At 64.7% G+C, this 14,743-nt stretch carries 15 protein-coding genes; 6 read left to right on the top strand and 9 right to left on the bottom strand.

Annotation, left to right across the window (positions count from 1 at the left end):
• Positions 1 to 46: 46 nt before the first annotated feature.
• Positions 47 to 1,006, bottom strand: a complete 960-nt coding sequence (locus tag ACFULT_RS21595; RefSeq protein ID WP_378482424.1) for a DMT family transporter — start codon at positions 1,004 to 1,006, stop codon at positions 47 to 49.
• 38 nt (positions 1,007 to 1,044) lie between these two features.
• Here ACFULT_RS21595 and ACFULT_RS21590 point away from each other — a divergent pair, with 38 nt between their 5' ends.
• A complete protein-coding gene (locus ACFULT_RS21590; RefSeq protein ID WP_378482423.1) occupies positions 1,045 to 1,578 on the top strand; it encodes a CGNR zinc finger domain-containing protein in 534 nt (177 codons plus the stop codon).
• On the opposite strand, the gene ACFULT_RS21585 is transcribed toward ACFULT_RS21590, so the two are convergent.
• From ACFULT_RS21585 to ACFULT_RS21575, 3 genes are all read right to left on the bottom strand, one after another.
• On the bottom strand, positions 1,575 to 2,249 hold the full coding sequence (locus ACFULT_RS21585; RefSeq protein WP_378482422.1) for a DUF998 domain-containing protein: 675 nt from the start codon (positions 2,247 to 2,249) through the stop codon (positions 1,575 to 1,577). The two genes, ACFULT_RS21590 and ACFULT_RS21585, sit on opposite strands and share 4 nt — an antisense overlap.
• A gap of 73 nt (positions 2,250 to 2,322) precedes the next feature.
• Positions 2,323 to 2,850 carry a dihydrofolate reductase family protein gene (locus tag ACFULT_RS21580; protein ID WP_378482421.1) on the bottom strand — a complete coding sequence of 176 codons (528 nt, stop codon included), beginning with the start codon at positions 2,848 to 2,850 and terminating at the stop codon, positions 2,323 to 2,325.
• A gap of 54 nt (positions 2,851 to 2,904) precedes the next feature.
• Complete coding sequence (locus ACFULT_RS21575) at positions 2,905 to 3,690, bottom strand: ankyrin repeat domain-containing protein (RefSeq protein WP_378482420.1); 786 nt, start codon at positions 3,688 to 3,690, stop codon at positions 2,905 to 2,907.
• A gap of 125 nt (positions 3,691 to 3,815) precedes the next feature.
• Between ACFULT_RS21575 and ACFULT_RS21570 the strand changes: the two genes are divergently transcribed.
• Complete coding sequence (locus tag ACFULT_RS21570; protein WP_378482419.1) at positions 3,816 to 4,616, top strand: acyl-CoA thioesterase; 801 nt, start codon at positions 3,816 to 3,818, stop codon at positions 4,614 to 4,616.
• A 4-nt stretch (positions 4,617 to 4,620) separates the two neighbouring features.
• Here the strand turns inward: ACFULT_RS21570 and ACFULT_RS21565 are convergent, their stop codons facing one another.
• The 5 genes from ACFULT_RS21565 to ACFULT_RS21545 all read right to left on the bottom strand — a co-directional run bounded on the left by ACFULT_RS21565 (position 4,621) and on the right by ACFULT_RS21545 (position 10,604).
• Entirely contained in the window at positions 4,621 to 5,697 is a 1,077-nt protein-coding gene (locus ACFULT_RS21565) for a superoxide dismutase (protein ID WP_378482418.1), read from the bottom strand.
• Positions 5,698 to 5,743: 46 nt separating this feature from the next.
• A complete protein-coding gene (locus tag ACFULT_RS21560; protein ID WP_378482417.1) occupies positions 5,744 to 7,327 on the bottom strand; it encodes an ABC-F family ATP-binding cassette domain-containing protein in 1,584 nt (527 codons plus the stop codon).
• 93 nt (positions 7,328 to 7,420) lie between these two features.
• Positions 7,421 to 8,272 (bottom strand): sugar phosphate isomerase/epimerase, encoded by an 852-nt coding sequence (locus ACFULT_RS21555; protein ID WP_037105270.1) that lies wholly within the window; start codon positions 8,270 to 8,272, stop codon positions 7,421 to 7,423.
• Positions 8,269 to 9,450 carry a dihydrodipicolinate synthase family protein gene (locus ACFULT_RS21550; protein WP_378482416.1) on the bottom strand — a complete coding sequence of 394 codons (1,182 nt, stop codon included), beginning with the start codon at positions 9,448 to 9,450 and terminating at the stop codon, positions 8,269 to 8,271. The genes ACFULT_RS21555 and ACFULT_RS21550 overlap by 4 nt, the downstream gene beginning before the upstream one ends.
• Positions 9,447 to 10,604 carry a Gfo/Idh/MocA family protein gene (locus ACFULT_RS21545; protein WP_094721125.1) on the bottom strand — a complete coding sequence of 386 codons (1,158 nt, stop codon included), beginning with the start codon at positions 10,602 to 10,604 and terminating at the stop codon, positions 9,447 to 9,449. The genes ACFULT_RS21550 and ACFULT_RS21545 overlap by 4 nt, the downstream gene beginning before the upstream one ends.
• 204 nt (positions 10,605 to 10,808) lie before the next feature.
• Here ACFULT_RS21545 and ACFULT_RS21540 point away from each other — a divergent pair, with 204 nt between their 5' ends.
• From ACFULT_RS21540 to ACFULT_RS21525, 4 genes are all read left to right on the top strand, one after another.
• Positions 10,809 to 11,834 carry a LacI family DNA-binding transcriptional regulator gene (locus tag ACFULT_RS21540; RefSeq protein ID WP_037138849.1) on the top strand — a complete coding sequence of 342 codons (1,026 nt, stop codon included), beginning with the start codon at positions 10,809 to 10,811 and terminating at the stop codon, positions 11,832 to 11,834.
• A 114-nt stretch (positions 11,835 to 11,948) separates the two neighbouring features.
• Positions 11,949 to 12,833, top strand: coding sequence for an ABC transporter permease (locus ACFULT_RS21535; RefSeq protein ID WP_378482415.1), 885 nt, complete (start codon positions 11,949 to 11,951; stop codon positions 12,831 to 12,833).
• 17 nt (positions 12,834 to 12,850) lie between these two features.
• Complete coding sequence (locus tag ACFULT_RS21530; RefSeq protein WP_019666719.1) at positions 12,851 to 13,879, top strand: ABC transporter substrate-binding protein; 1,029 nt, start codon at positions 12,851 to 12,853, stop codon at positions 13,877 to 13,879.
• 9 nt (positions 13,880 to 13,888) lie between these two features.
• Positions 13,889 to 14,698 (top strand): ABC transporter ATP-binding protein, encoded by an 810-nt coding sequence (locus tag ACFULT_RS21525; RefSeq protein ID WP_378482414.1) that lies wholly within the window; start codon positions 13,889 to 13,891, stop codon positions 14,696 to 14,698.
• Positions 14,699 to 14,743: the final 45 nt, after the last annotated feature.

Below are 14,743 nucleotides of genomic sequence, written 5' to 3'. Positions count from 1 at the left end.
TAGGAGCCTGGCTGCCGGCGGGGGCGTGTTCGAATATGTACGGCACTCACGGGATACGCGGCTCACCCAGCTTGACCACGATGACTCCGATCAGAATGAGAACGCCGCCCGAGATCTGAACGAGCCGTGGCGTTTCACCGAGAAGCAGCCAGGCGAACAGCAGAGCCGACACCACTTCCGTGAGCCCGACGAACGACGCGAGTCTCGACCCCAACCTGCGAATGGCGGCAATTCCGCACACGTAGGCCAGCGCCGCCGTCACGATGCCCAGCCCGAGGACAGACCCCCACCAGGGCATGCTCGCGCCTGCGAGGACGACATCGTCGGTGCTCGCCGCGAAGGGAACCACTCCGAGCGCGCCTGCGACGAGCAGAATCGTTCCGCCGCACAGCAATCCGGCAGCGGCCAGCGTCAACGGGGGCAGCCCGTTTCCCTCGTCGGCGGACATGATCCAGTACACGGCTGCGCCCGCCATTGCTGCCAGCGCCCACAGGATCCCGAGAGGGTCCAACGAAGCACCGGACACGAGATCGAGCACCAGGAACAAGCCGACGGCGGCGACGGCAGCGCCACCGACCGTCACCAGCGTCGGGCGCTGCCCTCGCCGCAACCACATCCACCCGATGACTGCCACCGGAGAGGTGAATTCGATGAGCAGCGCAACCCCGACCGGCATGTAGTTCACCGCGTTGAAGAATGCCAACTGGCAACCGGCGACGGCGAACACGCCGTAGGCGAGGATGGTGCGCAGATTCTTCGACAGCAGTGCCCACCGTCCCCGTAACGCGAGCACGCCGGGAACCAGAAGGACGGCGGCAGCGATCATGATCCTCGCCGTGACGGCGGACCCAGCCGTCCACCCGGCGTCGAGCAGGCTCTTCGCCAGCGGCCCGGACAGCCCGAACGCGGCCGATGACACAACCGCCAATCCCAGACCCGAGGCCAGCCTGGAGGGAGTGGCTGCCATCCCACCCGAGGAAGTTCCGTCATTGGTCAATGCCGTCATGGCTCATTACAGTAGGAACCGATTGGTAAGGTGTCAACATGGTTTTCACCGATGACACCGCAGGTGCGCTGGTGTCCGCCGTGGCCTTGGCCAACTCGGGCGAGGATCCCGACACACTCGTGACCCGAGACCAGCTGAAGGAGTTCTTCGCCCGACACCACTACACGGGACGGTTCGACGGCGACGCAGCCGAGCTCGATGCCGTCCGCGCCCTGCGTCCGTCGTTGCGCACTTTGCTGACGAGCGACCGCGACACTGCGGTGGAGCTCGTCAACGCGATCCTGGCCGACGCCTGCGCCTTGCCCCGGCTGGTCCGCCACGGCGAGACCGATTGGCACCTGCACGCGGTCAGCGACGACAGTCCCCTTGCGCGACGCATCGCCGTCGAGACCGCGATGGCGATGATCGACGTCATCCGCGCCGACGAACTCTCCCGTCTGACCATCTGCGCAGCCGAGTGCGAGGGGATCGTGCTCGACCTCTCGCGTAACCGATCGCGCAAGTTCTGCAGCACCGCGTGCGGTAACCGCACCGCCGTCGCGGCGTACCGGACGAGGCAGGCCGGAACCTAACGCTCGCGCACCCTGCTCGTCGACGCCGCTCGAACCCACAGGGCGAGTGAGATGAGCGCCAGCACCTCGGCGACCACCAGGGCACGCTCGACGTAACCCAACGTGACGACCCGGTACCAGGGAGTCGTCGTGGTCGCGCCGACGACGAGCGCGTACAGGATGGGGAGCAACGTGGCCACCGCCAGGAATGCCAGGCCGAGCGTCGACCGTGCTCGAACACCCCAGCGCCCGTCCCGCAGCCACGGGAGGGAGAAGGTGATCACGGCGATCGGCACACTCACGAACGCCACTGCCGCGCCGGCCCGGTGGATGGCACCGCCGAGCCCGAGTGTGGCGTCGTTGCTCCAATCCTGCTTGGGGACGGCGACAACGGCGACGAGGCCGACGGTCCACAGCGTGTGGGCAACCGCCGCTGTCGATCGTGGCCTGACCAACCCGGTGCGAACCGCAGCCACCAGGGTCGCGGCGGATCCCAGCGCAAGAAGCAGCACTCCTGCGGTGAAGACCCACTGCTGGGCGCCGAGGCCGTACTCACTGATGGTTCGGCGCAGGTGGCTGGGATTGCTCGCCGCGGTGTGAATGTCCAGCACGAGCACGAGCACGGAACCGAGGATGATGGCGACGGCACCGGCCGAGGCGGGTCGCACGAGGCGCGGTATGTCGATCGTCACCCGATCCACTGTGCCCGAAGAATGCGCCTTCAGGCTCGTCCCCGAAGTGGAAGTCACAGAACCGCGCGCCGTATCAGCGAAGCACGCGGTACCAGTTCTCGACTTCTCCGGGGATGCGTTCGAGGGTCACCCGCTCACCACCGGGGCGGTCGAAGAGGCGCACACCGTCGCCGAGGAGAACCGGCGCCGTGAAGACCAGGATCTCGTCGAGCAGCCCTTCGTCGATGCACTGCCGGGCGACATCGGCACCCAGCACGTTGACATACTGCTCCCCCGCCGCAGCGGCAGCGCATTCGACGGCTGCGTGCAGGTCGGTGGCGACCGAGACCCCGGGAATGGGATTCACCGGAGGTCGATGCGTCAGCAGCACGGTGGGGCCGTCGTACTGGCCACCGAACGCACCCTCGGCATCCGTTCCTCGATTGGGGTCGTCACCGAAGAAGGTGACGGCTCCACACAGAATTGCTCCGATTCGGGACAGCAGTCGATCCGCAGCCTCGTTCGGCTCCCCCACGTACTCGCTCAGCCAGGACATGTCCCCGCCGGGACCGGCGATGAATCCGTCGAGCGACATCGTCGCCGAATACAGCAGTGTGGCCATAACGTCGTACCTCTCTGGTCGGTTGCACGTTGAGACCTGCCGCGAGCGACGGAATCATCGGCCGGTCTCGATCCGAAATCCTCGGGCGCGCATCTCGTCGACCAGCTTCTCGCGTGAAGACAGGAAGTCGCGGTTCATCAGTGTGTCGTTCGTCCGAAACAGCGAGGGTAGGAACGTCTCACCGATGTCGTTACGTAAACCGCCGTCGTTACGTAAACCGGCGTCGGCTCCGGCTTTCACGAGCCGCAGGCACATGTCGACGTTGTTCACCGCCGCCGCCGAAAACAACGGAGTCTGACGACTCACTGTCTGACGGGTGTCGAGCGACGCCCCGGCGTCGATCATCACGTCGAGCATGTCCTCGCGCCCGTACAGCGCGATGCCGTGAACGGCGTTGCCGCCGAAGCGGTCCGGTGAGTCGACGAGGGTTGCGTCCCAGTTCAGCAGTGCCTGCATGGATTCGATGTTGTCTCGCAGCACTGCGTAGTTGAGGGCGTTGTAGCCGCCGACGGTCTCTGCGCGAGCGTCGGCTCCGGCCTCCAAGAGGGTGGTCACCGTGCGCGCCGAACCGAATTCGACCGCCCACAGCACTGGTGTTATCGCTGCTCGTTTGGGGTCGTGGTCGTTGCTGAGCGACTCGATGTCCGCGCCGTCCTCGACGAGGGAACGCACCTCGTCCAGGTTTCCCTTCTGTGCGGCGTCCAGCAGTGCGACGACTCGCGGGTCGTCGAAGTACTTGTCCGCGTCTGCGCCGAAGAATCTGGACAGCGGCTCGAAGGCACAACCGGAGAGGCACAGAGCCACCAGCAACGGGAGTGCCCACTTCGTGACCTTCGACATGACCGGTCCTTTCACTCGATGTAGAACGACCGTATGCGCGAACGAACAGCGGGCGAATCGGTGAAACTACTCGAGTCCGGTACTATGACGCGCAGCATAGAACCGCCGATCAGAGCAGGGGAACGATGTCCGACGATCATCAGTTCGACGACGCGATTGCACTCGAGAGCATCAGCCCCGGAGTGTTCCTGGGCCGCACCTCGGCGCCGTACAACAACATGGTCGGCCCGTTCGGTGGCGTGACGGCAGCAGCCTTCGTGCGAGCCGTCCGGCTGCATCCCGATCGTCTCGGCGACCCGGTCTCGCTCACGATCAACTTCGCCGGCCCCATCACCGAGGGCGAATTCCAGATCTCGACGCGCGCGGTGCGCACCAATCGATCGAACCAGCACTGGTACCTGGAATTGACCCAGGACGGCGTCGTTGCAACGACGGCGACCGCCGTGTTCGGCACTCGACGCGACACCTGGGACGACGACGAAGCCACTGCGCCGGCCGTGCCTGCGCCGTCCGAACTCGAGCCCGGTGGTTTCCCGGAGTTCATCGCGTGGGCGCGAAACTACGAAATGCGTTTCGCCGCAGGCGCGTTGAGCGAGAACGAAGCTGCAGACTCCGCCATCGCCCTGTGGGTCAGGGACACCCCGGCACGCGCATTGGATTTCGAGTCACTGACGTCGATGTGCGACGTGTTCTACCCACGCGTCTTCCAGCGCCGCGGCAAGTACGTGCCTGCCGGCACCATCTCGCTCACCATCCACTACTTCGCGACGGCCGACGATCTTGCTGTGCAGTCGGATTCGTTCGTTCTCGCGAACGCCGCAGCCCGACGGTTCCACAAGGGGTACTTCGATCAGTCGGCCGAGCTGTGGAGCAGCAACGAGAAGCTACTGGCGACAAGCCATCAGGTGGTGTACTACAAGGACTGAGCGCCTATTCTCGGATGGAGCTGACGGTGAAGGGCTCCACCGGATCTCCTCCCCGCTTGTCGAACTGACTGTTCACCACGAGCAGGCGATCGTCCGTGGCAGCGACGGTCGTCGGGTAGGCGAACGATCCGTCGGTGATCTCTCCGACGACTCGGCCGGACCTACCGTCGTCGGACAGCTCCACCCGTGAGATGAGTCCGTCGCGATTGCGGACGACGTAGAGCGTGTCGTCGTCGAGCTCGAGTCCGTCGGCGTTCACGAGAGTCCGACCGCCGAGATCGACTTGGGTCACTTCCTTCGACCGTCCGTCGACTCGGTACAGGTTTCCGGTGGACGACTGCGCGACGACCAATGCGTCGTCGTCGACCTCGACAATGCCGTTGGCGTTGAAGCCCTCGCCGTACTGGAACGGAGTGCCGTCGAAGTCGACGAAGGTTTCGAGCGGACCGTCCTGAGCTCCGTCGCGCACCTGCACTGCTGGAATGCGGAACAGCGCGGGGCTGCGCGAATCGGTGACGAACACGTCGCCGTTGTCGGCGATCGCGACGTCGTTCAGGAATGTCGCGTCCTCGCCGAGGCCGTTGGTGAACGTGCCGACGAGGGAACCGGACACACTGTCGTAGACCCAGACCTTGCCGGTGGGTCCCCCTGCGATGACGAGGCGGTTCACGTCGTCGACGTCGTTGTTGTTGTCGTTGTCGTTGTCGTCGTTGTCGTCGTTGTCGTCGTCACCATCGGAGACGTCGAGGCCCGCCGCGGCGGTTCGCCCGTCTGCACCGCCGGGTAGGAACACCTCCAGCTCAGGGGTGCCGAGCGTTCCCCGGAACACTGTTCCGTCGCCCGTCGACGTCACGTAGAACGTCTCGTCGTCGGCGGCGATGCCCTCGGGAAACACATCCGTTCCCGGCAGGGTGTAGATATCGGCGTTCGACGGCGCAGTTGTCGGTGTCGACGACGCCGGCGCCTGAGACGAGGACGTGGTGTCAGGCGCGGCGGCCGGCGTCGGATCGGAGGATCCGCATGCCGCCGCAAGCGCGGTGACTGCAGCAAGGGCGGGGATCACGAAGGGGGCGCGTTTCACCCTCCCGAGTGTTCCATATGTCCGAAAATCTGGCTGCTGCCCCAGGTCACAGCGGCATCTGCACCCCGGCAGTTTCGGCGACGCCGCCCTGGCCGTCGAAGGACAGTTGCCGCACGGCCACTTTCTCGACGAAGAAGCGGTCGTGGCTGACGAGGATCACGGCGCCCGGGAACGCGATGAGGGCGCGTTCGAGCACTTGCGTGCTGGCCAGGTCCAGGTGGTTGGTGGGCTCGTCGAGGACGATGACGCCTGCTCCGAACAACAGGCACTGCGCCAGCGCGACTCGGGCTTTCTGCCCGCCGGACAGCACGCCGATGCGCGTCTTGAGATCGAGTTCCGAGAACTGGAGCAAGGTCAGGAAGCGATTGACTTCCTTTTTCGTGGCGGTGAATGCCAGGCTGCCGGGCATGGCGTTCACTGCGTGCGTGACGGTGTCGTCGGGGTCCAGGTCCGCGAGCACCTTGTTGTAGTAGATGAACGACGGCGATTTCGTCTTCCACTTGACCTTTCCGGCGTCGGGTTGCTGTGCGCCGGTGAGGATGTCGACCAGGGTTGTCTTTCCGCATCCGTTGGGTCCGGTGATCGCGATCCGGTCACCTCGGTGGATCTCGAAGGACACATCGGAGAAGAGGTGTTGCTCGCCATGGCTTTTGGAGATTCCGGTGATCTCCGCCAGGTTGTCGTGGACGTGAAGTCCCCCGTAGATGGCGGTGACCACGGTGTCGACGGGTCGAGGATTCTTGGCCTTCTTGATGTTCGCAAGCCTGCGCTTGAGGACGCCGCTCGGGTTCTTCAGTGCTTCTTTTCTGTCGGAGATGGCTTCCTGTTCGTACGCCAGCAACTGCTGTTCGCTACTGAATTCCCGTTCGAGGTTCTTGAGTCGGAACTGCTTCTGCACAACGTATTCCGAGTACGAACCGTCGTACGTCTGCAGGTGATGGTTCTCGATCTCGACGATGCTGGTGACCACCTGCTCGAGGAAGTGCCGGTCGTGCGACACCACCAGCAGGGCTCCGCGGAAGTCTCGCAGCCAGCGTTCGAGCCACGCGATGCCTGCGACGTCGAGGAAGTTGGTGGGCTCGTCGAGCAACAGTACGTCCGGCGCTTCGAGCAGAATCTTCGCGAGCGCGGCGCGGTTTCTCCAGCCGCCGGACAACTTGCCGACGGGCAGATCCCGACGGTCGGCGTTGAACCCGAGCATGGACAGCACGGTGTCGATCTGCTGGTGGTAGGTCCAGCCGCCACTGCTGTCCATCGCTTCGAGCAACTCCGCCTGGCGATCGACCAGCTTGTACATCTGCTTCTCGTCCAGATCGCCACCCAACGCTGCCTCGACCTCGGCGAGCTCGGATTCGATCGCATGCACGGCTTTGAAGAGCGACTCCAGCTCGGCTTGGATGCTGCGCTCACCGTCGAGTTCCGAGAACTGGGAGAAGTACCCGATGCGGGCACCGTCGGTGACGTCGACGATTCCGGAATCCGGCTGCTCACGCCCCAACAGCAGCTGCAGCAGGGTCGTCTTGCCGGTGCCGTTGCGTCCGATCAGGCCGATCCTGTCGCCGTCGGCGAGCTTGAAGAACACTTCGCGAAGCATCACCTTGCCGTCGTATCCCTTGGCGACGTCGTTCATGCGGATCCAACTCAAACGAAACAGCTCCTACTAGGGATGTGACCGGGTATCGCCGACAACTGTAGGCCAGTTCACGGCGATCCCCGTCCACGCTCATCCCACGAGAGCCGGTAGCACCAGGTCGCGGTAGCGCTGTTTCATCGTGTCGACGACCAGGTCGCAGTCGGTGTCCCAGACTGCGGTGTTGAAGATCTCGACTTCGACGTCGCCGCGGTAGCCTGCCTCGCGTACCCAGGTGCCGATGGTCGTGAAGTCGATGACGCCGTCACCCATCATTCCGCGGGAGAGCAGTGGGTCGGCTTCCATCGGCACCAGCCAGTCGCATACCTGGTAGGAGCTGATGCGGCCACGTCGTCCCGCGGTGCGGATCAGCTCGTCCAGGTCCGGATCCCACCAGATGTGGAAGGTGTCGACGACGACGCCGACTGCCTCGGCCGGGTGGGGTTCGGCCATGGACAGTGCCTGTCCCAGAGTGGAGATGACGGCGCGATCGGCAACATACATCGGATGCAGCGGTTCGAGCGCTATTCGCACTCCCCGCTCGCGGGCGTACGGAACCAACTGGGCCAGGCGATCTTCGACGCGTGCGCGGGCGCCGATCAGGTCCTTGTCCGGGATTCCTCCCATCACCATGACCAGTTCCGGCGCTCCGAGTTCTGCGGCCTCGTCGAGTGCTCGGCGGTTGTCGTCGAGCCCGTCGTCGTCGAGGGCGGTCAGAAATCCGCCTCGGCACAGGCTCGATACGCGCAGGCCTGCGTCGGACACCAGCTTGGCAGCCTGCGCCACACCGACTTCGTGTACGCGGTCTCGCCATGGGCCGACGGCGCCGAGTCCGGCGCGAGCGGCGCCGTCGACCGCTTCCTTCAAGGTCCACCTGTTGACCGTCTTGGTGTTCAAAGACAATGCAGCGTAGGGGTTGTCGAGGTCGTAGCAGGCAAGCGTCACGACGTGACTCCGTTCAGTTCCAGGAACAGCTCCATTCGGTGCACGGCCAACGAGGGATCGTCGAGCAGACCTGCCCTGTCGGCCAGGACGAACAACTGCGTCAGATGTTCGACGCTTCGGCCCGACGCCAAGCCCCCGACCATCGAGAACCCCGGTTGTTTTCCGCGCAGCCAGGACAGGAAGGCAATACCGGTCTTGTAGTAATAGGTGGGCGCGGAGAAGATGTGGCGTCCCAGCTCCTGCGTCGAGCGCAGGATCTCCTCTGCACGGACGGTATTGCCGCGGTCGAGTTCCTGCAGGGCCGTCGACGCCGCGGGGTAGATGCCGGCGAAGATGCCGAGCAAAGCGTCGGAGTGGCCGTGCTCGTCGCCGATGATCAACTCCGGGTAGTTGAAGTCGTCTCCGGTGTACAACCGCACGCCCGACGGTAGTGATCGGCGCAAGGCGATCTCGTGCTGTGCGTCGAGCAGGGAGACCTTGACGCCGTCGACCTTGTCCGCGTGCTCGTCGACGAGTCCGCGGAACACCGAGGTGGCCTCGTCGATGTCGACGCTTCCCCAGTAGCCGGCGAGTGCCGGGTCGAACATAATACCCAGCCAGTGCAGGATGACGGGCCGATCGACTTCGCGAAGCAACGTGGAGTAGACGTAGCGGTAGTCGTCCGGTGACGCCGCGACTTTGGCGAGAGCGCGGGAGGCCATGACGATGACGTTGGCACCCGCTTCGGTGACGACGGCGATCTGCTCGCGATAGGCGTCCAGGACCATCTCGAGCCCGGCTCGACCCGTCGGCACGGCGTCGAGGTCCAGTTGGTCCGTTCCGGCACCGCAGGCCAGCAGTCCACCGACCTGTGCTGCTTCCGCACCCGAACGCCTGATCAGCTCCGCGGTCGCGGCCCAGTCCAACCCCATCCCGCGCTGGGCTGTGTCCATGGCGTCGGCAACGCCGAGTCCGTAGGACCAGAGTTCGCGACGGTAGGCAAGCGTTGCGTCCCAGTCGATATCCGCGAGTGCGCCGGGCGTGTTGTCTCCGGTGGCACGTGGGACGACGTGCGCGGCGGCGTAGACGATGCGCGAGGCGATCGGGCTCGTCGGCCGTGTCCACTCCCCTGGCTCTCCCAGCGTGTGAATGCCTCTGCCCGGCAACGCTATCGCCACACGCTGATCGACCGCGGTCACAGCGTGATCTCCGGAACGTCGAGTCGGCGGCCTTCCGCGGAGCTGCGGAGACCGAGCTCGGCCAGTTGCACTCCCCGAGCGGCGGAGAGCAATCCGTACCGGTGCGGTCGCTCGGCGATCACGTCACGGAGGAATTCTTCCCACTGCAGCTTGAATCCGTTGTCGAGCTCCGCGTTCGCGGGTACGTCGAGCCACTGGTCGCGGAACGGTTCCGTCACCGGGAGATCCGGGTTCCACACGGGCTTCGGTGTGTGGGATCGGTGCTGGGCGACGCACGTGCGCAGCCCGGCGACTGCGGAGCCGTGCGTGCCGTCGACCTGGAATTCGACGAGTTCGTCGCGGAACACCCGCACCGCCCACGACGAATTGATCTGGGCGACGACGCCGTTCTCGAGCTCGAAGATGCCGTAGGCGGAATCGTCGGCGGTGGCCGTGTATTCGCGCCCCTGCTCGTCCCAGCGTGTCGGAATGTGGGTCGACGCCTTGGCGGTGACGGTCTCGACCTTGCCGAGGATGCCTTCGAGAACGTAGTTCCAGTGGCAGAACATGTCGATGATGATGCCGCCGCCGTCCTCGGAGCGGTAGTTCCAGCTGGGACGCTGCGCCGGCTGACCGTCGCCTTCGAAAACCCAGTAGCCGAATTCGCCTCGCAGCGAGAGAATTCGACCGAAGAATCCCTCGTCGACCAGTCTCTTGAGCTTCACCAACCCTGGCAGGTAGAGCTTGTCGTGCACGACTCCTGCGGTGACGGAGGCGTTCTCGGCGATGCGGGCCAGTTCGATCGCTTCGGTGAGGGTCTCTGCGGTCGGCTTCTCGGTGAAGATGTGCTTGCCCGCCTTCATCGCCGACGCCAGTGCTTCGGCCCGTCGCGAGGTCACCTGGGCGTCGAAGTAGATGTCGATACTCTGATCGTCGATAACGGATGCGGCGTCGGTGCTGTATTCCGTGATGCCGTGCAGTGCGGCGAGTTCCTGCAGCTTGGCTTCGTTGCGACCGACGAGGATCGGCTCGACCTGGACGCGTGAGCCGTCGGCGAGAAGGACGCCGCCTTCCTCGCGAATGGGGAGGATCGAACGCAGGAGGTGCTGACGGTAACCCATGCGGCCGGTGACACCGTTCATGGCGATACGCAGGGTACGAGTGGGGTTGGGCATAGCAGTTGCCTGTTCTTCAGGAGGGACGTCGAGATGTGCACGGACGTTCAGGGCAGGGGACGGGCTGAGCCGTCGGGAAGGTTCCAGAAACGGTGTGGCGGAAAGTTCCACACGCGTCGAGCGAACAAGTCAGCTTCGGAATGCGCTTTCCAAGCTATGCTGTCCACGTCGGTTGGTCAAGCGGCAACTCGAGGAGAATCGATCATGGCGGCAGTGCGACTGCAGGACGTGGCCGCGGCGGCAGGGGTTTCCCAGGCCACCGCGTCGAGAGTCCTCAACGGCTCCTCGCGAATCCCGGGAGAAGGCGTCGCAGACCGGGTTCGCGCAGCCGCGGCAGACCTCGGCTATGTGGCAAATGCCCAGGCCCAAGCGCTCGCGCGGTCCTCCACCGGCCTGATCGGGCTGGTGGTCCACGACGTCGCGGATCCGTACTTCTCCTCGATCGTGCGCGGAGTGCAGAACGAGGCGCGCGCAGCCGGCAAGCTGGTCCTCCTGGCCAGCACCGAGCGCGATTTCGACATCGAACGCCAGTCGGTCAGCACCTTTATCTCGCACCGCGCCGACGCCATCATTCTGGCCGGCTCGCGTCAGAGCGGTGACCTGGATCGAGATCTGGAGAAGGAGTTCGCTGCGTATCGAAAGAACGACGGAAAAGTGGTGGTCATCGGTCAACCGCTACCGTTCGGCGCAGCCGTCGAACCGGAGAACTTCGTGGCGTCGGCGGCACTCGCCGAGGCATTGATCGGCGAGGGACACCGACGGTTCGCGATCATCGGCGGGCCCGGCAACATCCGCACGTCGGTGGACCGGCGAAACGGTTTCGTCGACGCCCTGGCCAGGCACGGCTTTGCCCCGGAAATCGAAGTGGCGGGCGACTTCTCACGGGACGGCGGATTCAGCGCTGCCCGACGCCTCGCCGCGGCGCTGGAACTGCATCCAGGCTCCGAGACCGCGCCGCCCTGCGTCTTCGCCGTCACGGACGTGATGGCGATCGGCGCCATTGCGGCGTGGCGCAGCCAGGGCCTTCGTGTGCCCGACGATGTCTGCGTCGCGGGTTTCGACGACATCCCGACGCTGCGGGATCACTTTCCGAGCCTGACGACGGTCGCCCTGTCGCTCGTGGAGATCGGTGAGCGTGCGGTGAAGCTCGCTCTCGACGGCGAGCAGGACACGCACGAGTACGCCCCCGGGACAGTCGTACTGCGCGCGAGCAGCGCTCTGACCAGGTGAACTTTAAGAACTCTTGACAGTGTGGGCGCGGTCACACTACATTCGCTTCAGCTTCGGAAAGCGCATTCCAGCGGGAGCGTCGTAGCCCGCCCACTACTAGCTCGAGGACTTCTCATGGCGGTAACAACGTCGGTCGAGATCCGTTCCGCTGAGCCGTCGGCACCACACCCTGCGCCGACGGATCATCGACGGAGCTTAAAGAACATTCTGCCCTCCTTCCGAAACACGTGGTCCGGACTGTGGCGCCCGCTCGCGCTCGTGGCCGTACTGGTAGCAGCATGGTGGGCGGTGACCGAGTCGGAACTCGTCGCGCCCTACATCCTCCCGTCGCCCAGCGACACTTGGTCGACGATGGCGGACAACGCCTCGTACCTCGCCGGGCACACCTGGGTCACCACGTACGAGACCATCGCCGGATTCGTGATCGCCGCGCTCGTCGGCGAAGCCGTTGCGGTACTGATGATCTACTCGTCCAGCATCGAGAAGACGATGTATCCACTCATCCTCTTCGCTCAGGTCATTCCCAAGATCGCCATCGCACCACTGTTCGTCGTCTGGCTCGGATTCGGAGCCAGCCCCAAGATCCTCGTCGCCGTGTTGATGGCGTTCTTCCCCATCGTCATCGCCGGCATGGCCGGACTGCGTTCGGTGGACCCCGAGATCCTCGAACTCACCTCCACGATGGGCGCCAGCAAATGGAAGACCTTCGCCAAGGTCCGGTTCCCGGCGTCGTTGCCGCAGCTGATGTCCGGCCTGAAGATCGCCGCGACACTCGCCGTCACGGGCGCGGTCGTCGGTGAATTCGTCGGAGCCAACGAAGGACTCGGCTACGTCATCCTCCAGGCGAACGGAAACATCGACACCGCAATGCTGTTCGCGGCGCTGATCATCATGTCCGCGCTCGGCATCATCCTCTTCATGATCATCGAGATCGCGGAGAAGTTCCTCATCCCCTGGCACGCGTCGCGTCGATCCACTGCATCCGCGTCCGCCGTCTGACACATCGGAGAAATCGAATGAAACTCGGAAAACTCGTCATCGCGGCGGCCGCCGCATCGTCCCTCGTACTCGCCGGTTGCAGCGGAGGCGGCGCCGAGGAGAAGGCTCCCGGCACCGACGGTGAAACCACGGCGACATCGCTGATGCTCAACTGGTACCCCTACGGCGAGCACGCGCCGTTCTACTACGGCGTGCAGGAGGGGATCTTCGCCAAGCACGGCATCGATCTGACCATCACCGCCGGCCAGGGCTCGACCAAGACCGCGCAGGCAGCGGGATCCAACCAGACCGACTTCGGCTGGGCCGACTCCGCGGCCGTCCTGTCCAACATCGACAAGGGCGTACAGATCAAGAGCGTGGGCGTCTTCCTGCAGACCACCCCCTCGGCCGTCCAGGTCTACGCCGACGGCCCCATCCAGACCACGGCCGACCTCGCCGGCAAGACCATCGCGGTCTCCGCGGGCGATGCGCCGACGACCACGTTCCCCATCTATCTCGATGCCGTCGGCGTCGAGGAGAGTTCGGTGTCCCAGCAGAGCCTCGACTCCGCAGGCAAGGTTGCCGCCATGTTGTCCGGCCAGGTGGACGGTTTGATCGGCTTCGCACACGATCAGGGCCCCAACATCGCGAACAAGAGTGGCCGCGAGATGCGGTACCTCAAGTACTCCGACGCGGGCCTGAACTTCTTCAGCAACGGCCTCATCGCCAACGAGTCGACCATCGAACGCTCCCCTGAGTTGGTCCAGGCCATGGTCGACGCCACCACCGAGTCCTTCGAAGCCGCCATCGCCAACCCCGAGGCGGCAGTGGCCTCCATGGTCGGCAAGGACCCGCAGACCCCGCCCGAGTCGGTGTTGCTGCAGCAGTGGCAGGAAACCATCCCGCTGCTCACCACCCCCAACACCGAGGGCAACGCACCGGGCGTCAACTCCGAAGAGGACTGGGTATCCACGATCACTGTTCTCTCCGACGCCGGCCTCCTCGAGAGCGCCGACGAGCCGTCGAAGTACTGGGATTCCACCTTCACCACGACCACCGAGCAGTGAGGTAGGGACATGACCGCCACCTTCGATCGACCGAAAACCGTCCTGACCGACACCGCAGTTGCCGTCGACGACCTGAGCGTCCACTTCTCCTCCAAACGAGGTGACGTGACAGCGCTCAGCGATGTCGACCTCACGGTAGGAGAAGGAGAGTTCGTCTCCATCGCCGGACCGTCGGGATGCGGCAAATCGACGCTGCTCAAAGTTGTTGCCGGACTGACCAATGCGAGTTCCGGCAGTGTGAGCCTGCGCGGCAAGCAGGTGAAGGGGCCGCAGCGGGGCATCGGTTACGTGTTCCAGCGCGCCGCACTTCTGGAATGGCGGACCGTCCGCAAGAACATCCTGCTGCAGGGCGAGATGCGCGGCATGAACCGCAAGCAGACAGCCGCGAAAGCCGACCAGCTGATCGAGATGACCGGCCTCAGCGGTTTCGAGAACGCACTCCCCCACGAACTGTCCGGCGGTATGCAGCAACGAGTCTCGCTGTGCCGCGCCCTGCTGCACGAGCCCGAAGTGTTGCTCATGGACGAACCGTTCGGCGCTCTCGACGCGCTCACCCGAGAGAAGATGAACGTCGAGTTGCATCGCATCTGGCGCGAAACCGGAACGACGGTGATGCTGGTGACGCACTCCGTGGCCGAGGCCGTGTACCTGGCCAATCGCGTCGTCGTGATGAGCCCGCGGCCCGGCCGGATCGTCGAAATCCTCGACGTCGACCTCCCCGCCGAGCGGGATTACAGCTCCACCATGGAACAGCCGGAGTTCATCACCGTCGCCAATCGGGTTCGCGACCTCCTCGGCGCGACGACGAGCGCCGACTGACCCTAGGTGAGTGGAAATGTGTCCTGGAGGACACATTTCCACTCA

The organism is Rhodococcus sp. NPDC057297 (genome assembly GCF_042667435.1).
Classification (GTDB): domain Bacteria; phylum Actinomycetota; class Actinomycetes; order Mycobacteriales; family Mycobacteriaceae; genus Rhodococcoides.
This window is presented reverse-complemented; position numbering and strand designations above follow the sequence as displayed.